The sequence below is a fragment of the Flavobacterium sp. CHNK8 genome (assembly GCF_019774515.1).
GTDB lineage: Bacteria > Bacteroidota > Bacteroidia > Flavobacteriales > Flavobacteriaceae > Flavobacterium > Flavobacterium tiangeerense.
On sequence record NZ_CP081492.1, the window covers coordinates 3,266,068 to 3,284,425 of the forward strand.

The 18,358-nt window shown below is 34.8% G+C and carries 13 protein-coding genes and 1 pseudogene; 9 read left to right on the plus strand and 5 right to left on the minus strand.

Annotated features, from left to right (window positions below; translation table 11 throughout):
* Positions 1-36: 36 nt before the first annotated feature.
* From K5V07_RS14210 to K5V07_RS14220, 3 genes are all read right to left on the minus strand, one after another.
* On the minus strand, positions 37-1,470 hold the full coding sequence (locus K5V07_RS14210) for an OmpA family protein (protein WP_221917999.1): 1,434 nt from the start codon (positions 1,468-1,470) through the stop codon (positions 37-39).
* Between the two features lie 132 nt (positions 1,471-1,602).
* Positions 1,603-2,796, minus strand: coding sequence for a glycine C-acetyltransferase (gene kbl / locus K5V07_RS14215; protein ID WP_221918000.1), 1,194 nt, complete (start codon positions 2,794-2,796; stop codon positions 1,603-1,605).
* A gap of 48 nt (positions 2,797-2,844) precedes the next feature.
* Positions 2,845-6,537: an exodeoxyribonuclease V subunit beta gene (locus tag K5V07_RS14220; RefSeq protein ID WP_255578004.1), complete on the minus strand. Its 3,693-nt coding sequence runs from the start codon at positions 6,535-6,537 to the stop codon at positions 2,845-2,847.
* Positions 6,538-6,818: 281 nt separating this feature from the next.
* Between K5V07_RS14220 and rbfA the strand changes: the two genes are divergently transcribed.
* Together rbfA and K5V07_RS14230 are read left to right on the plus strand one after the other, a co-directional pair.
* Entirely contained in the window at positions 6,819-7,211 is a 393-nt protein-coding gene (gene rbfA / locus K5V07_RS14225; RefSeq protein WP_221918002.1) for a 30S ribosome-binding factor RbfA, read from the plus strand.
* Between the two features lie 3 nt (positions 7,212-7,214).
* Entirely contained in the window at positions 7,215-8,414 is a 1,200-nt protein-coding gene (locus K5V07_RS14230; RefSeq protein ID WP_221918003.1) for an FtsX-like permease family protein, read from the plus strand.
* Positions 8,415-8,527: 113 nt separating this feature from the next.
* Here the strand turns inward: K5V07_RS14230 and dusB are convergent, their stop codons facing one another.
* The gene (gene dusB, locus K5V07_RS14235; RefSeq protein WP_144890531.1) at positions 8,528-9,523 is read right to left on the minus strand and encodes a tRNA dihydrouridine synthase DusB; all 996 of its coding nucleotides are present in this window, start codon (positions 9,521-9,523) and stop codon (positions 8,528-8,530) included.
* Positions 9,524-9,663: 140 nt separating this feature from the next.
* Between dusB and K5V07_RS14240 the strand changes: the two genes are divergently transcribed.
* The 4 genes from K5V07_RS14240 to K5V07_RS14255 all read left to right on the plus strand — a co-directional run bounded on the left by K5V07_RS14240 (position 9,664) and on the right by K5V07_RS14255 (position 12,578).
* A complete protein-coding gene (locus K5V07_RS14240; protein ID WP_221918004.1) occupies positions 9,664-10,869 on the plus strand; it encodes an AraC family transcriptional regulator in 1,206 nt (401 codons plus the stop codon).
* Positions 10,870-10,987: 118 nt separating this feature from the next.
* Positions 10,988-11,653, plus strand: a complete 666-nt coding sequence (locus K5V07_RS14245; protein ID WP_221918005.1) for a GIN domain-containing protein — start codon at positions 10,988-10,990, stop codon at positions 11,651-11,653.
* An 80-nt stretch (positions 11,654-11,733) separates the two neighbouring features.
* A complete protein-coding gene (locus tag K5V07_RS14250) occupies positions 11,734-12,216 on the plus strand; it encodes a DoxX family protein (RefSeq protein WP_221918006.1) in 483 nt (160 codons plus the stop codon).
* Between the two features lie 2 nt (positions 12,217-12,218).
* The gene (locus K5V07_RS14255) at positions 12,219-12,578 is read left to right on the plus strand and encodes a hypothetical protein (RefSeq protein ID WP_221918007.1); all 360 of its coding nucleotides are present in this window, start codon (positions 12,219-12,221) and stop codon (positions 12,576-12,578) included.
* A gap of 18 nt (positions 12,579-12,596) precedes the next feature.
* Here the strand turns inward: K5V07_RS14255 and K5V07_RS14260 are convergent.
* Positions 12,597-13,124: pseudogene (locus tag K5V07_RS14260) on the minus strand (pyridoxamine 5'-phosphate oxidase family protein); the annotation flags it as partial.
* A 448-nt stretch (positions 13,125-13,572) separates the two neighbouring features.
* On the opposite strand from K5V07_RS14260, the gene lepA reads away from it, so the two are divergent.
* From lepA to K5V07_RS14275, 3 genes are all read left to right on the plus strand, one after another.
* Positions 13,573-15,369 carry a translation elongation factor 4 gene (gene lepA / locus K5V07_RS14265; protein ID WP_221918009.1) on the plus strand — a complete coding sequence of 599 codons (1,797 nt, stop codon included), beginning with the start codon at positions 13,573-13,575 and terminating at the stop codon, positions 15,367-15,369.
* 61 nt (positions 15,370-15,430) lie between these two features.
* Positions 15,431-15,799, plus strand: a complete 369-nt coding sequence (locus tag K5V07_RS14270) for a hypothetical protein (RefSeq protein WP_221918010.1) — start codon at positions 15,431-15,433, stop codon at positions 15,797-15,799.
* A gap of 66 nt (positions 15,800-15,865) precedes the next feature.
* Positions 15,866-18,358 (plus strand): YbcC family protein, encoded by a 2,493-nt coding sequence (locus K5V07_RS14275; RefSeq protein ID WP_255577976.1) that lies wholly within the window; start codon positions 15,866-15,868, stop codon positions 18,356-18,358.

An 18,358-nucleotide genomic window follows, 5' to 3' on the forward strand; every position in this document is an offset into this window, starting at 1 on the left:
TAAATCGAGGCGTTTTCTATAAATATTTTGAGGAAATTATTCTTTGATCAAAGAAATCTCAACTCTTCTGTTTTCAGCTTTACCTTTTGCAGTTTTGTTAGGTGCAATTGGTTTAGTTTCTCCAAAACCTGTAGATTTTAATCTCTCAGTAGCAATTCCGTTTTCAACTAAATAGTTTTTAACAGCTGCTGCTCTGTTTTCAGATAAAGATTGGTTTAATTCATTACTTCCGTCGCTATCAGTGTGACCTTCAATTTGGAAATTAGAATTTGGATACTCTTTCAAAATAGAAGTAATTGATTGTAATACTGTATAAGTACCTTGTTGGAAAGTAGATTTACCTGAATCAAATAAGATTACTTTACCGTAGTTATTTAAAGTTTTCATCACTTCTTCAGAAACTTCAGGACATCCTTGGTTAGCAACAGTTCCTTTTACAGAAGGACATTTGTCATCTTTGTCTAATACACCGTCTCCATCAGTATCTGGCCAAGGACAACCTGCGTTATCTTTAGGACCTGCTACAGTAGGACATTTGTCATTTTTATCAGCTACTCCGTCTCCGTCAGTATCAGGACATCCTTTTAATGCAACTGGACCAGCTTCATTAGGACAAGCATCATCTTTATCAGCGATACCATCTCCATCAGCATCAGGACAACCATTTAAAGTTGCTAAACCTGCAACGTCTGGACAAGAGTCAGCGCTATCTTGGATTCCGTCTCCATCAGTATCAGGACATCCATTGAATTGCTTTAAACCAGCAACATCTGGACAAGCATCATCTTTATCGTAGATTCCGTCTCCATCAGTATCTTTACCTCCAAATTTGAAGATGATACCAGCAGAATGTTGGAAATGAGATGGAGCATCTGGAGTACCATTTGCATCTTCTCTATCTCCAAAAGATTTTTTGTATCTTGTTGCTAATTCAACACCTACATTCTCAGTAAACCAGAAAGTTAAACCTGCACCAGGATTTAAAGTTCCGTAGCTACTATCTCCTAAGAAAGTGTATCCACCACCTACAGAAAGAGAAGGGTCAATAACTTTTGATTTGATCATGTTCATGAAACTATATTTAATAGTCGCATCAATTCCATAATACATTAAATCTCCAGGATTGTTTACTACATACCCACGAGAATCTCTACCTGGAGCAGCTGGATTAAAACGTACGTATTTATCAATTTTATTCACAGATCCTGAAAGACCTACAGAGAAATTATCTCCAACATATTTCGATACGCTTAGGTACGAAACTGATGGTAAAATATTCCAGTTGTCTTTTACAGCAAATGGTTGAGAGAAATGACGATCAGCCCATCCTTTTCCTCCACCTGCACTTGTTTTAGTATCTATTGCATTTACTCCGAAAGATATTGCAATAGGATTGTTGCTATCTTGTGCTTGAGAAGTAAATCCCACCACCATCATCGCAGCAACAAAAATTTTGTTAAGATGTTTCATACTTAAATTTTTTAATTACATTTAGTTAATTATGAACAAAAGTAGCACGTAAATTTTAAACTACAAAATGAAATGTTAAAAAAAATCGTTTTCTCAGCTCAATGTGAGAATTATATAATCCCAATATAGTAATTATATAATATTTAGCATTGTTCCAACCTCAACAAATGCTTGAATTGCCTTGTCTAAATGCGCTTGGGTATGGGCAGCAGAGAGTTGCACTCTAATTCTTGCTTTATCTTTTGGAACAACCGGAAAAAAGAAACCAATAACGTATATCCCTTTCTTTAATAATTCATCGGCCATGGTTTGAGATAACTTTGCATCGTACAGCATCACAGGTACTATCGCTGAATCACCGTCTATAATGTCAAAACCAGCTTTTTTCATCCCGTTTTTGAAATAATTTGTATTCCATTCTAGTTTGTCACGTAAAGTGGTGTCTTTTTCTAATAGTTCAAAAACCTTTATTGATGCACCAACAATTGATGGAGCAAGTGAATTAGAAAACAAGTACGGTCTTGAACGTTGACGTAAGATTTCTATAATTTCTTTTTTGGCTGTAGTATAACCACCCATTGCACCTCCTAGTGCTTTTCCTAGAGTTCCTGTAACTATATCTACCCTGCCCATTACTCCTTTTGCTTCGAGCGTACCTTTTCCGGTTGCACCAATAAAACCTGCAGCATGGCACTCATCTACCATAACCATGGCATCATATTTATCCGCTAGATCACAAATTTTATCTAATGGCGCAACTAATCCGTCCATTGAGAAAACTCCATCAGTAACAATTAACTTGAATCGGGTTCCCGCCTCAGTAGCTTTTATCAGTTGCTGTTCTAAATCCTCCATATTTGAGTTTTCGTAACGGTAACGAGCTGCTTTACACAAACGCACACCATCTATAATAGAGGCGTGATTTAAACTGTCTGAAATTATGGCGTCATTTTCACCTAATAAAGGTTCAAAAACACCGCCGTTAGCATCAAATGCGGCAGCATACAATATAGTATCCTCTAAACCATAAAACTCAGATATTTTTCTCTCTAATGTTTTATGTATGTCTTGTGTACCACATATAAAACGAACAGATGACATCCCAAAACCATGTGTATCAAGTGCATCTTTTGCAGCCTGAACTACTTCTGGATGAGATGATAATCCTAGATAATTGTTTGCACAAAAATTAAGTACCGTTTCTCCGGTTGCTATTGTAATTTCAGCACCTTGTGGTGAGGTTATTATTCTTTCTTTCTTAAAAATACCGTTATCTTCTATGGTTTGCAATTCAGCTTGAAGATGTTCTTTTATTTTTCCGTACATAAACTATTTTTTAAAAGTTCTATTTTTTGCGAATTATTCATTTTTGAGCTACAAATTTACTACTTCGATTCCTTTTCCGATATAAATAAGTGCTTTTTTTATCACTTTATAACCCATCAACTCTATTGCCGATTGATAATCTTCTAATTGTTGTTGGTACTTTATATTAGGAGTACCCGTTTTATAGTCTATCAATTGCACTTCTTTATTTGGAGTAATCACCATACGGTCTGGTTTTATAGATTTTCCTTGCTTTTGAATTATGGTTTGCTCATTTAAAACCTCATTACCCTCTGAAAAACAAATTTCTAATTCAGGATGATTCACAATTTCTTGAATGGTAGCCAAAACCGTTTCTTGTTGTAAAAATGATATTAAACCATTTTCTAATGCTTTTGTAATGGCTATAGAAACATCCTTTTTTGTTTTAACAAAGGATAAAATTTCATGGATTAAATTACCATACTCAATGGCCTCTTGTTGCTGCGTTCCCCACATTATAGATTCGCGTTGGGCAATTTTAATATTCTTTGGATTCAAAATTTCTGAAACAACAGGAATTGTTTTTGAAGTATCAACATATTGCTTCACCAAGGACAACTTTACTGGTTCACCCAATTCATATTCTAATTTTTGCTCTTCAAAACCAATTTTATGATCTAGATAATTAATGAAAAAGCTACACATATTATTCTTTGGAATTTCGCCTTTACTAGATAGATTCATATTTGAAATCACATACAGCTGTTCCTCTGCACGAGTTAAAGCCACATACAAAACATTAATATTATCTAGCAATTCTTCCTGTTTCTTTTGATGGTATACCGCCGCTGCCGCTTCACCAAATCCCTCAACTGCACTACTATTATCAATTAAAACTTTTGGTAAACCAAAATCCTCCTCTTCAGCATTCAACCAGAGTTTGTCTTTTGGTTTTCTATTGTAATCTTCCTCGGCAAATGGAAAAATAACAACTGGAAACTCCAATCCTTTTGATTTATGAATGGTCATTATCCGAACGGCATTGGTTCCCTCTGGTGAAGGAATACTGAATTTCTCTGCATTTTTATCCCAAAAATTCAAGAAATCAGAAATTCCTGCTTGGTTGCGAATATCGCGCTCCAAAACAATGTCTAAGAAATACTGAACATAGGCATTCCCCTCCCCAGCCCTCCCCGAAAGGGAGGGAGATGAAACTGGAGCAATAATATCTAGAGAATTCTCCTGAACCATTACCTCCTTTTTGATTTCTTTTAAAACCTCTGATATATTTTTTAACACTTGCTCATTAGTAAATCGGATAACTTTATATCCTAACTTATTGAGAGTATTGGTTCTATTACTATCTAGCTCAGCTTGTTCATCGGTAAAATGATACTCTCCATCTACTTCAATAACTAGTTTTTTTGACAAGCAGACAAAATCAACAATAAAATCATCTATTAAGTGTTGCTGCCTAAATTTATGATCATCTAGTGACTTAGATTTAAGCTCCATCCAAAGAGCTTTCTCAGCAGGCGTTGGCTCTTTTCTCTTTTCTTTTGCTTTTTCATTTAAAAGATGAGCATAATTTCCGCCGGTCATGTATCCTAACTTATTTGATTCTGCTATAACATTTTTATCCAAACCATTAGCCGCTTCGTCACCCTTTCCTTTGGAGAGGGATGGGGAGAGGAATTTACTTATTATAGTTTCTACCGCTTCATACAATGATTTTTTTCGAATGTTTTGAAACGAAAGCGAAACATCAAAGCCGAGTAACCAATTTTCAAAATCAGTTTCTTTATGCAAAGCCATTCCTTGTGCAATAAAATCATGAACAGGAAGCTTGTCTTGACTGTTTTGAGCTATGTATTGAAGAAAATTCGCCTTAGACTCTAAATCAGAGCTGTTTTTTAAATATTTTAATAAATGAATAATCAATCGTACTTCGGTGGCATTTTGTATCATCAAAGTCTCTGAAGACAAAAGTGGAACTCCTTGCTCTGTTAAATAATTTGCAATGGCAATTCCTTGACTTCGTTTTCTGGTGAGTACCACAATATCTTTGTATTGAAAACCTTGTTGAAGCGTTTTTTGAATTGTGCTCAAAGTGGCTTCAACGTATAAATCTATTTTGCTCTTGCTTTCCTCTTCTAGATTTGTATCATATTCCTCTTCTCCTTTTTCTGGTTTTGGAATAAATGAAATGTTTACATACCCTCCTTTTTTATCATTCGTTTTTTGATAGCTGTGGTTTTCATACAAATCTTTGTAATCTGGGTGCTCAAATTCATTTGAAATTAACTTAAAAAAATCATTGTTAAACTCAATTATCTGTGAATAGGAACGATAATTTTTGTCTAAATGTTCCAGTCTTTTATCCGGATTACTAAATGGGTTTTGATCCTTACTTAATTCAATAAACTGTTCTGCTTTACCACCACGCCATCTGTAAATAGATTGTTTGGGATCTCCTACTATCATCAAAGTCCCTTTTACTCCGTAATCGTCCTGACCTGAAAGTGCATTGTCAATTAACGGAATCAGGTTTTGCCATTGCATTTCGGAAGTATCCTGGAATTCATCTATGAAAAAATGTCGGTAACGCTCTCCTAATCTCTCGTATATAAAGGGCGCTGGCTGATTTTGAATTTCTCTGTGAATGATGGCATTAAACTCAGCAATTGAAAGGACATTTTGCTCCTGTTGTATTTTGGCCAATTCATTACTTACTGTATTCAATAATGATAAAGGTGTAATGTTTTTTAAGAATGCTTTGTAAAAATTTATTTTATCATGCAGTTTATAAATACTGTCTAAAAGCTGAAGTAAATTAGGAATGATACTTTCTATTACGGCTCTGTCTTGTGCTGTTTTATTAATTTTTATATCATCAAATTCATGATAGGTTTTATTTTTAGGATTGTATTTTCCGTCTTTAATGGCAACTAAATGATTGGGGAAATGTCCTGCCGAAAAGGATTTAAGATTGATTCCGTTTTTATCAATAATTGACAACCCTTCTTCAGCTAAAAGGATGCTCTCTTTTTGAAGAATCTTACAGGTTTCGGCTAATTTTTTTTTGATTTCGACAAATTCAGTGATGGATTTATCTTGAAAATGGGTGATTTCATTTCGGTTGTTTTCATTCAAGACCAGTTTCCCAGTTTGAAGAATTTCCCGAGATATATCCCATGACTTATCATCATCTGTTTTTTCCATTGTGAAATCAATTAACAATTTTGTTAATGTTTCATCTTCTCCGGCTTGAGCAATAATGGCATCAACAGCTTCTGTTAATAAATTTTCGGTATCCAAAGTGACTTCAAAAGTCATGGGCAGATTCAGGTCATGAGCAAAAGCCCGAATCACTTTGTGGGTAAATTTATCGATGGTCGAAATATCAAAGGCAGCATAATTGTGAATAATATGCTTAATGATTTGCTGGGATTTGGTTTTGATTTGGATAATAGACAGTTGCGTATCCGAAGCTAAATCCAGCATTAAGTCTTGCGCCTTTTGGTTGGGCTCTTCTTTTGCAAACTCAGATAAACTGCCTACGATTCGGGATTTCATTTCGTGTACCGCTTTATTGGTAAACGTAATGGCTAGAATGTTGCGATAGGCATCGTTTTTTGTTGCAACAAGAATAATCTTAAGGTATTCTTTGACTAGCGCATAGGTTTTTCCAGAGCCTGCCGAAGCATCATATATAGAGAAAGATGGTTTTCCCTCCCCTCCCGATGCGTCGGGACTCACCAAAGGGGAGGGAGCCGAAACTGGATTTATTTTAGGTTCCAAATTGATATTTTTAAATATTGAATTTTACTTATCATTTTATAGAAATAGCGCACTACTGCACGGGATCTCCTAGCCCTGATGGAAACGGCATCCTTTTTATGAGGTGATTTTTCATCACCTTATAAAAAGATATAGTGAACAGCAGGAAATAGCTCCTAAAAATACGTGTATTAATAGGTTAATTTTTAAAATTTGAGTTGAAACTTCGGGATAAACCTTAAAAGTAGTATTTTTGCAGCATGGAAACAAATAGACAGAAAAAAATAGGTGGGGTGATCCAAAAAGATTTGGTAGACATCCTGCAAGGTGAAGTGAGAAAAAACGGAGTGGCAAACTTAGTCATTTCGGTATCCAAGGTTACGGTTACTACAGATTTATCAGTAGCTACGGTGCATTTAAGTGTATTTCCTCAAGAAAAAGCAAATGAAATTCTGGAGGCAGTAAAATCAAATTCTAAGAATATTAAGCATGACTTGTCTCAACGTGTACGTTTACAATTGAGAAAAGTACCAAATTTGGTTTTCTTTATTGATGACTCTTTAGATTATATTGAAAAAATAGACAATGCTCTTGCTAACCGAGACAATCCTATTGAAAATAGAGATTTATTAGACAAACGTAGATTTCAATAACCTTTGAATTTTCCGCTTTATATAGCCAAACGTTACCTTAAAAGTAATAGCAAAAACAACGCTATTAACATCATCAATCGGATTGCCAGTTTGGGAATTATTGTTGGTGCCATGGCTTTGTTTGTGGTTTTATCAGTGTTTAGCGGACTTAAAGTATTTAGTCTTTCGTTTGCAAATGATATAGATCCTGATTTAAAAATAGGCAGCACTCTGGGTAAATCTTTCTTCGTTTTACCAAGTCAGGAAAAGCAGATTAAAAAAATTGACGGCATCGTTTCCTATTCTAAAATTATTGAAGAGCGCGTTTTGTTTACTTTTGATGGAAAACAAGAGGTTGCTACTCTTAAAGGAGTGGACCACAATTTTAATAAAGTAAATGCCCTTGATACAAAACTTTTTAATGGGCAATGGCTTAGTCCAGATACGTACCAAGTAGTTGTAGGCTACGGAATTGCTCAAAAATTCTCCATGGGATTGTTGGATTTCAATAATCAACTGGAAGTTTTAGTTCCAAAACCAGGAAAAGGCGCCATTGAAAATCCTGAACAAGCTTTTAATAAAACCGATGTAATACCTGTAGGCATCTATAATATTAACGATGACTTAGACTCAAAGTATGTTTTTGCTGACTTGGGTTTAGCCCAAGAATTACTGGAATACAAACCCAATCAAGTTTCGGGAATAGAATTTAAAGTATCTAAAACAGCCGATGAAAAGGCAATTACATCCCAATTAAACTCCATTTTTAGCCATAAAATCACGGTAAAAAACCGAGCTCAACTTAACGAGGCGCTTTATAAAATGCTAAACACTGAGAATATTGCTGTGTACTTAATTTTTACATTAGTGATTGTGGTGGCGCTTTTTAACCTAATTGGCGCTTTGATCATGATGATTTTGGACAAAAAAGGGAATTTAAAAACACTTTATAACCTGGGTACAGAAATAAAAGACTTACGCAAAATATTCTTACTTCAAGGTACTTTATTGAGTGTTTTTGGTGGCATTATAGGATTAACTATTGGGATTATTATTGTTTTATTGCAAGAATACTTCCAGTTGATTATGATTACTCCTACACTAGCCTATCCCGTTGTTTTCTCTCTTGAAAATGTTCTTATTGTGATGGGAACCATTGTATCGCTAGGTTTTATTGCTTCACTGATAGCGAGTAGTAGGGTTAGTAAAAGGTTGTTGGAGTAGTTTTCCCATTTAAAATAAAACACGAATTCCACCAATTTACACGAATTAATTTGTGCAGATTAATGGAATTGCTTCGCTTGTTCCTTATAGCTCAGATTAAGTTTATAGTGTCACTAAACCACCTCATAACCAGCATAAGCATCCTGAATTTCATCTAAAGCGGCAAATAACTCTTCTGGACGATCTAGGGTTACTAATTTTTGTTTGTGGGTTTTAAAAGAATGGATTCCTTTGAAATAATTCGTGTAATGCGGTCGCGTTTCCACAATTCCTAATCGTTCTCCTTTCCAGTCCATGGCCCAAGTAAGGTGATTGCGCACGGCTTCTACTCTATCAATAACGGTCGGTTTAGCTAAATGCTCTCCTGTTTTGAAGTAATGTTTGATTTCGTCAAAAATCCAAGGATAACCAATGGCAGCACGACCAATCATGATTCCGTCAATGCCGTATTCATTTTTATATTGTAATGCTTTTTCTGGAGAATCAATGTCGCCATTTCCAAAAATAGGCATCGTAATTCTTGGATTGTTTTTCACGCGGGCAATGTGTGACCAGTCCGAGTGGCCTTTGTACATTTGGGCACGTGTTCTAGCGTGTATACTCAATGCTGCAACGCCAATGTCTTGCAAACGTTCAGCAACCTCATCAATATTGATAGAATTATCATCCCAACCTAAACGCGTTTTCACCGTTACTGGCAAATGAGTGCTATCAATAACAGCTTTAGTTAACCGAATCATTAAGTCAACATCTTTTAAAACACCAGCACCGGCACCTTTACAGACCACTTTTTTTACTGGACAACCAAAATTGATATCAATAAGATCGGGATTTACGGTAGAAACAATTTTAGACGAAAGTGCCATTGCTTCTTCATCTCCACCAAAAATCTGGATTCCCACAGGGCGTTCGTAATCAAAAATATCTAATTTCATTCGGCTTTTGATGGCGTCACGTATTAATCCTTCAGAAGAAATAAATTCAGAATACATCATATCAGCACCATGCATTTTGCACAATCTACGAAACGGAGGATCGCTTACATCTTCCATTGGAGCAAGAAGTAAGGGAAAATCCGGTAATACAATATGGTCGCCTATTTTAATCAAGGTGTTTTTATTTTTTTGCAAAGATAAAAAAATTAGACCGATAATTTTGGAACTATCAATAGATTAAGACACAAGAAGTCGTAGTTGCAAAATTTTGACATTAGTTTACAAAAAATAATTATTTTTACGAAAACTACAAGATGCTTTTTACCTTTGGATTTTACAGTTCCGTTTTACTTATTTCGTTTACTCAAGGAATTGTTTACAGCGTTTTGTTACTTGCAAAAGCTATCAAAACCGAAAATAAATCGAATTATTGGTTGAGTTTTTTCATTTTTCTTTGTAGCCTCTATATTGCACCGTGGATGCTTGGTTTTGCAGGCTGGTATGACAATCAACCCTATCGAGATATTTTATTTTACACTCCTTTTCAACACCTTTTATGGATAGGTCCGATCATCTTTTTTTATACTCAAAGTTTACTGAATCCTTCATTTAAATTTTCGAAAAAAGAGGCATTACATATTCTGCCAGGATTGCTTTATCTTATTTACATTATTGCTATTTGGATTTACGACAAATTCATTTTTGGGGATTATTATTTCTACGAAAACGGAATGGACAAAGACTTTGAGGAATGGTATCAAAAATTAGGTTTACTCTCGATGATTGTGTATTTTATTTTGAGTATCCGATATTACAATGTATACAAAAGACTGATGTTTCAGGTGGTGAGTTATGCCGATTCGGTTTTGTTTAAATGGATTCAAACGTATTTGATTGCTTTTTTAGTGATGTTGCTTTTACCACTTGTTTTTGATGGTGTTGAATACTTTTTTCCAGAAATAAAATCGTATCAAGGTAGTTGGTGGTTTTATCTTTCTTTCTCAATTGTGATGTATTACATTGCCATTACGGGATATTCTAATCCTACAAATGCTACGATACCGTTTAAGATGTCATTTTTTGACAAAAACCCCATTCTTTTGTTAGAAAATAGCAGTGCAAATGAACTGGAGACCAGTATTGACATTCAATATGATACTGTTGAAGAAGTTGTTTCACCCGAAACGGAACATTGGAAATCTAAAATAGAAACCTTAATTCAAGCTGAAAAACTCTATCAAAATCCCGAATTAACGCTTACCGATTTGGCAAAAAAATTAGAAACCAACGCTTCCGTTATTTCCAAAACAATCAATCAAGGGTTTCTAATGAACTTTAATGATTACATCAATAATTTTAGAATTGAAGCGGTTAAAATCAGTTTGTCAAATGGCGAACACAAAAAATCTACCTTGCTAGGAATTGCTTACGATTGCGGCTTTAACTCGAAAGCTACATTTAACAGAGCTTTCAAGAAAAATACCTCAAAAACACCAAAAGAATTTACAGAAAACCTGTGACCTCAATATTTACAATACTTTAAAACATTATTTAATTAGTCTCAAATCATAATTTGAAGCGATTGATGCTGATTTATGGCGCAACTTTGACCTGTTATTAATCACTAAAAAACTAATTATGAAAAAATTAATCTTGGCAATAATGTTGGTCTTCGTTTCAACTTTTGCTCACGCACAACTACAAGGATCTGGAAAAACAGTCACTAAAAATTACGACTACAAAAATTTCGACAAGCTTTCTTTTGAAGATTTAGACGGAACAATTGAGGTTGAGATTGGCAAACCTTGGAACATTGCAATAACTATTGATGACAATTTGGAACCTCTCTTGACTTTTTCAGAAAACGTTTCAGATAGAGAACTAAAAATTCAATTTAAAGGAAACCAGAACAATAAAATATATATTGAAGACACCAATCTAAAAATAAAAATCACGATGCCAGAGGCAAGTGTAATCAAAAACGTTGGCAATAGTAATTTAACCGTGAAAAATGTTTTGGGTCGTTATTTTAGATTAGAAAACACCGGAAATGGCGAAAGTAAAATTAGCGGATCAATTGACGATTTAGATATTGTTAAAGTTGGAAATGGCGATGTAAACGCAGAGAATCTAGTTGCTAAAAAAGCCGATTTAAAAAGTACTGGAAACGGAAATCTAACTGCCAATGTGACTGAAAAACTTACTGCAAAATTAACTGGAAACGGAGATATCATTAACAAAGGGAAAGCCCAATTCGATTCTAATTCGAAAAAATCAGGTAATGGAGATTTAATTGTCAATTAATAAAAATTCAAAGTTCAATGGCAATGGCAATATCAAAATTCAATATCAATTTCAATAAGAAAATCAAAAAATATAACATTATGAAACTACTTACCAAAATCACTAAACCTATTTTGTTGCCACATTGGTCACAAGATCTATTTATTGCTATTCCGCGAATTGTTTGCGGGTACTTGCTGGCTTTTAACTTTGGAGCCGATAAATTTGGAATGCCTTGGTCACCCGTTGATGCTAATTTAGGATTGTTTGAAGTCGCTTTTTGGTTTCCCGGTGATGTGGCAAATTATGGTGGGATTTTTGCCATTGCTCCAGCTTTCTTTGCTTGGATGGGCGCTTTTGCAGAAGCTGGTGGCGGATTGTTACTGTTATTTGGATTTCAAACCCGTATTGCTTCTTTCTTAGTAATTTGCACCATGCTAGTTGCCATATTTATGCAACAAATACAAAATGGACTGTGGAATTGCCTTGCCGCCATGGGATTTCTTTGGGTAGCGATGTTCTTTTTAATACTAGGGTCAGGACGATTTGGAATTGATTATTTACTAACTAAAAACAAAGGTTAATTATGAAAACTAAAACGATATTACTAGCACTTGTACTTTCTTTATTTTTAACAAATTGCGTTCAAAAAACACAGCAAAAAACCGTTATTTTTACTTTGGATGCAACCGAAATGAAAAATGTAAAAAAGGTAGCCATTCGTGGAAAAGACAAACCATTGTCTTGGGGTGAAGCTACCGAAATGAAATTGAATGCTACCAATAACACCTATCAAATAACAACCACATTTGTTACCGGTTATAAATTTACAGAAGTAAAATTTGTGGTTAATGACAGTTTAGAATTCGAAAATGACGATAACCGCAGAGTCGTTTTCTCTGAAAAAGACACTACTTATTACAAAGCGAAGTTCAATAAAATATGAGTCATTGCCTATTTAAGTTTAAGGAACTGCCCAAAAACTATCTTGTAAAACACTGTTTTCGTAAAAGAAATTAGCTTTTCTGTTGCCAGTAAAGTCGAGGTATAAAAATTCAAGTTCATAGACGGTACAAGCGACAACCGTGAAATTTTCTTGAAACAAATCACTTTCAATATCTGTGGGCTTTAGGGTCGAAAAACGTTCTTCGTATCCCAAGGTTGGATGGTCTGATTTTGAATTGGGTGGTTCCAATGTCATATAACCTAGACGAGCTTGCGGACTGGTTGCCTTCCAACGATCATTTGATAAGGCATCGTTAGTGTGTAAAGCGACATGCGCTTTCACAACAATTTGAACCCGTTGACGTGCATCGTAAAACAAGAGTGAAATGCGATTGTCTTTTTGTAAATCATAACATTTTCGGGAGCGATTGTCCGTGTGAAAGTAAATGATTTTTTGAATTTCATCTACTTTTCTGTTTACTCCAATTCGCAAAGCGGCAGTGTTGTTTTCATTTATGGTACCAACGCACATGGTTCGGAAACCGTTTTTTTTTCTTGACTGAACCGTTGACTAATTTCTTCCAAGCTAGTGTTTCTAGCTCTTGTAAGTTGTAAGAAGTGTCGTTTATGGTAATAGAATCTTGTGGTGAAGTAGGCATAAATAGATGGTATAAAAGTTCAAATGTAACTGCAAGATGCTCTTGTAAGTACGAGCAAAAATACAATAAGAAAGACCCTAAAAGAGAACTGCTAAAAAATTAAATTTCAATTGCTGCAACATTAGGCATTGTTCAATCTCTCATAAAAAACTTTTAGCCTATATTTGCAAATTAATTGACTCTTAGTGGGGTTTTGCGTGAGGGATAGCAGCGGCATCCTTTTGTGAAGTCCCGATAGCAATCGGGACTTCACAAAAGATAGAGCGCATAGCCCGACGGCTTTTTCTGCCGGCACGCCCACAAGTTGACAAGCAAATTTATTGATATTTACTGAAAATGAAACACATAAGGAATTTTTGCATTATTGCACATATTGATCACGGGAAAAGTACGCTTGCAGACCGTTTACTAGGTGCTACACAAACTGTAACTGCTCGTGAAGAAAAGGCGCAATTGCTTGACAATATGGACTTGGAGCGTGAACGTGGTATTACAATTAAAAGTCACGCCATTCAGATGGAGTACACCTACAAGGGTGAGGAATACATCTTGAATTTAATTGACACTCCGGGACACGTTGATTTTTCGTATGAAGTTTCTCGATCGATTGCGGCTTGCGAAGGTGCGCTTTTGATTGTGGATGCAGCGCAGAGTATTCAGGCACAAACGATATCAAATTTATATCTGGCATTAGAAAACGACTTGGAAATTATTCCGGTTTTGAACAAAGTAGATTTGCCAAGCGCCAACCCTGAAGAGGTAAGCGATGATATTATTGATTTATTGGGTTGTGAACTGGAGGATATTATTCACGCCTCTGGTAAAACTGGTTTTGGTGTCGAAAATATATTAGCAGCAATTATTGAAAAAATTCCTGCTCCAAAAGGAAATGTTGACGAGCCTTTGCAAGCTTTGATTTTTGACTCTCATTACAACCCGTTTAGAGGTATTGAAGTTATTTTTAGAGTAGTAAATGGTGAAATTAAAAAAGGGCAAAAAATTAAATTCATGGCTACTGGCAATGAATATTTTGCTGACGAAATAGGTACCTTGAAACTCAATCAAGTGCCAAAACAAGTTATTTCAGCTGGAGATGTTGGATACTTAATTTCTGGAATTAAAGAGGCGAAAGAAGTAAAAGTAGGTGATACACTTACGGATGCAAAAACGCCAACAACGAATATGATTACGGGTTTTGAGGATGTAAAACCAATGGTTTTTGCCGGTATTTACCCTGTTGATACAGAGGATTATGAAGATTTGCGTGCCTCGATGGAAAAACTACAATTGAACGATGCTTCGCTTGTATTTTTGCCTGAGAGTTCAGCGGCTTTAGGTTTTGGTTTCCGATGCGGATTCTTAGGAATGTTGCACATGGAAATTATCCAAGAACGATTGGAGCGCGAGTTTGACATGACCGTAATTACTACGGTTCCTAACGTTTCGTATTTGGCTTACACCAAAAAAGATCCGGAGACACCTTTTATCATTAACAACCCATCTGATTTACCGGAACCTTCACGTTTAGACCGTGTAGAGGAGCCTTTTATCAAGGCAACTATCATCACTAAAGCTGATTTTGTGGGTAACGTAATGAGTTTGTGTATTGAAAAACGTGGTGTAATTACCAATCAAACTTACTTGACAACAGAGCGTGTTGAATTAAATTTTGACATGCCACTTGCCGAGATTGTATTTGACTTTTACGATAGATTGAAAACGGTTTCTAAAGGGTACGCCTCATTTGACTACTCTCCAATAGGAATGCGTACTTCGAAATTAGTTAGACTTGATGTATTATTGAACTCGCAATCTGTAGATGCTTTGTCTGCTTTGATTCACGAGAGTAATGCCTACAACATTGGTAAAAAAATGTGTGAGAAATTGCGCGAATTGATTCCGAGACAGCAATTTGACATTCCGATTCAAGCGGCAATTGGTGCTAAAATTATTGCGCGTGAAACGATCAAAGCATTGCGTAAAGACGTTACGGCAAAATGTTACGGAGGAGATATTTCTCGTAAACGTAAATTATTAGAAAAACAGAAAAAAGGTAAAAAGAGAATGCGATTGGTAGGGAATGTTGAAATTCCTCAAGAAGCGTTTATGGCCGTATTAAAATTGAATGATTAAAGATATAATCATACGCTTTTAATTTTTTTTTAATAGTTTTGCCTGACGACTACTTATTACAATGACTAAAAAATTATTATTCCTACTCACAATTCTCACATACTTTGCATGTGGGAATTTGTCGTATGGAAATAATACACCTGAAGTCAGTAATAATTTTAAGAATTATAAAGTTGAGCACGCAAAATCATACGGTTTTTCTGCTCTAAATGAAATTGAAAATGATTTTGAATTTATCAGTTTTGACATTGAAGAAGATGTCGAATTTGGTGATGACTTAGAAAAATATTCCAATTCGATAAGTTCAAATTTTGGTTTATTTTCATATTCCAAAAATCAAAAAATCTACAATAAAACACTTTTTTGTATCCTACAAAAAAGTATTCCTTTATACGATCTTTTCTGTAACTGGAAGCTTAATTTAAGTTAATACAATATTCATAACTGTTTGCTATACAAGCAAAACATTATTGTTATTAACTTAATTTAGAATATAATGAATTTAACTTCATTGCGATTTGTGGAAGAGGCAACTCTTCACAAACTCTCGCATTTTCTACCTGCACAAAATCCGCTGAAAGACTTTGTGCATCACAATACATTACATGCTTTTCAGGATAAAGACTTCTTTACAGCCTTACAAGAATCATCTGAAATATTTGGTTACAAAACATTTTTACCTCTTTCTGATTTTAGAAACAAGTTAAAAAACAACCAAATAAATGAGGCTATTCTAGATAAAATTATTTATCAGAAAAAAGGAGAAGATAACTTTTCATCTTGGAAAGAAAATGTTCTGCATAAAAATTACGACGAAGCCATTTATCCTAAAATTGGAAAACTTAGAAGTCTATGGAAAGAGAAATATGCCATAAACTTAGACAAATCTACTCACGGTATTCTTTTTAGAATCTTATGTAGTTATTTAGATCAAGGCATTTCTGTTTGGGCATTTCCTGTTCATCAAGACGGGTTTTTAGCTTCTATAAAAGAATTAGATAAAAATGGTGTTTTTAGTATATTTTCAACGGCAAGAGCCAAAAAGCTACTAAAAGAAGACACTTCAATTTACAAATTACTTCAAATTTTAGTTGGAGAAGGTTTGTATTTTGAAAATTATCTCTTTGATCAACAATTTTCTCATCCTGGATGGAGCGGCATGATTGCAACTTTAGAAAGCAATCCCACTTCACTTTTAGATGAAAGAAAAATAAACTTGAAAGAACTTATTACTTTCGAGTTGCTTTTAGAGATTGATGCATTAGATAAAAAATTTGGTGAAAACTGGGAACCTCTAATTACCAAAATCACATTTGAAGCTGAAAATCTATTTTCTCAATCGGCTTACTCAGAATATTTTGAAGTGCTTTCTATTTGGCAAGAAGCTTTTGAATGGACCTTTTACAACCAAGCCTTAACCGGTTTGCAGCATAAAACAAGTGTAAAAGCCTCAGAAGAAAACACAAAATTTCAAGCTTTATTTTGTATGGACGATAGAGAATGTTCGTTTAGAAGACATATTGAAGCTTTAGAACCAAGTGTAAAAACTTTTGGGGTTGCGGCATTTTTTAATTTCGAATTTTTCTATCAACCCATAAATGGAAAGTTCTTTACCAAATTATGTCCAGCACCTGTAACTCCGCAATTTTTAATTAAAGAGTTGCCTAGAAAAAAGAAAAGCGCTAAAGATTATCACTACCATAAAAAATCGCATTCCTTGGTATTTGGTTGGCTTATTTCTCAAACTTTAGGGTATACCTCAGCGTTTAAATTGTTTTTAAATATTTTCAAACCTAGTATGTCACCTGCTACTTCGGCTTCCTTCAAACATTTGAATAAAAAGTCTAAATTAGTAATAGAAAACACTAATCCAGAAGAAAAAATAGACGGTTTACAAGTAGGATTTTCTATTGAAGAAATGGCTAATCGTGTGGAAGGTATTTTAAAGACTATTGGTTTGGTAGAAAATTTTGCTCCAATAGTTTATGTAGTAGGCCACGGCGCTACTAGCGTAAACAATACTCATTTTGCTGGTTACGATTGTGGTGCATGTAGCGGAAGACCAAGTAGCGTAAACGCGAAAGTATTAAGCTTCGCTGCTAATCATGTAAAAGTTCGTGAAATTTTGGTTGAACGAGGCATTGTTATTCCAGCTGAAACTCAGTTTCTACCGGCTTTACATGATACAACTAGAGATGAAATTGTTTTTTACGATGAAGAATTACTTTCCCAAATCAATACATTTTCACATAAGGAGAATAGCAAAACGTTCACAAATGCACTAGCCAATAATGCCAAAGAACGCTCTAGAAGGTTTGACACCATTAATTCTAACGAAAGCATTTCAAAAGTACATGAGAAAATAAAAAATCGTTCGGTTTCATTATTTGAACCTCGACCTGAATTGAATCATGCGACAAATGCCATGTGTATCGTGGGAAGAAGAAGTGTTTCGGACCATGTGTTCTTAGACAGACGTTCCTTTATGAATTCATTTGATTATGAAGTAGATCCAAAAGGCGACTATTTAGCTGGAATTTTAAATGCCGTAGCTCCTGTTGGTGGTGGAATTAATTTAGAATATTATTTCTCAAGAGTTGACAATCATAAACTCGGTGCGGGCTCCAAATTACCTCATAATGTAATGGGATTAATTGGAGTTGCGAATGGAATTGACGGCGATTTACGACCAGGTTTACCTAGTCAAATGATTGAAGTTCACGATCCATTACGCTTGTTAATTGTAGTAGAACATTTTCCTGAAATTGTAAAATATGCCATAACAAAAGTTCCCGCAACCTATGAATGGTTTATCAATAATTGGGTGAACTTGGTTGCCTTGGATCCAGAAACTAAAACACTATATCGTTTTGTAAATGGTGAATTTGAAATTTACCAACCCGCTTCTTTTAATATACAAACTATCGATAATTCTTTGGAATATGCGATAACGAGTTCGGAAAATTTAAACATAACGCTACTAAAATAA

What these genes read in the sequence shown, in the direction of transcription:
- K5V07_RS14245 (WP_221918005.1), top strand. Translation starts at nt 10,988, where the DNA reads ATGAAAAAATTAATCTTGGCAATAATGTTGGTCTTCGTTTCAACTTTT.
- lepA (WP_221918009.1), top strand. Translation starts at nt 13,573, where the DNA reads ATGAAACACATAAGGAATTTTTGCATTATTGCACATATTGATCACGGG.
- K5V07_RS14210 (WP_221917999.1), bottom strand. Translation starts at nt 1,470, where the DNA reads ATGAAACATCTTAACAAAATTTTTGTTGCTGCGATGATGGTGGTGGGA.
- K5V07_RS14240 (WP_221918004.1), top strand. Translation starts at nt 9,664, where the DNA reads ATGCTTTTTACCTTTGGATTTTACAGTTCCGTTTTACTTATTTCGTTT.
- K5V07_RS14270 (WP_221918010.1), top strand. Translation starts at nt 15,431, where the DNA reads ATGACTAAAAAATTATTATTCCTACTCACAATTCTCACATACTTTGCA.
- kbl (WP_221918000.1), bottom strand. Translation starts at nt 2,796, where the DNA reads ATGTACGGAAAAATAAAAGAACATCTTCAAGCTGAATTGCAAACCATA.
- rbfA (WP_221918002.1), top strand. Translation starts at nt 6,819, where the DNA reads ATGGAAACAAATAGACAGAAAAAAATAGGTGGGGTGATCCAAAAAGAT.
- K5V07_RS14255 (WP_221918007.1), top strand. Translation starts at nt 12,219, where the DNA reads ATGAAAACTAAAACGATATTACTAGCACTTGTACTTTCTTTATTTTTA.
- K5V07_RS14275 (WP_255577976.1), top strand. Translation starts at nt 15,866, where the DNA reads ATGAATTTAACTTCATTGCGATTTGTGGAAGAGGCAACTCTTCACAAA.
- K5V07_RS14250 (WP_221918006.1), top strand. Translation starts at nt 11,734, where the DNA reads ATGAAACTACTTACCAAAATCACTAAACCTATTTTGTTGCCACATTGG.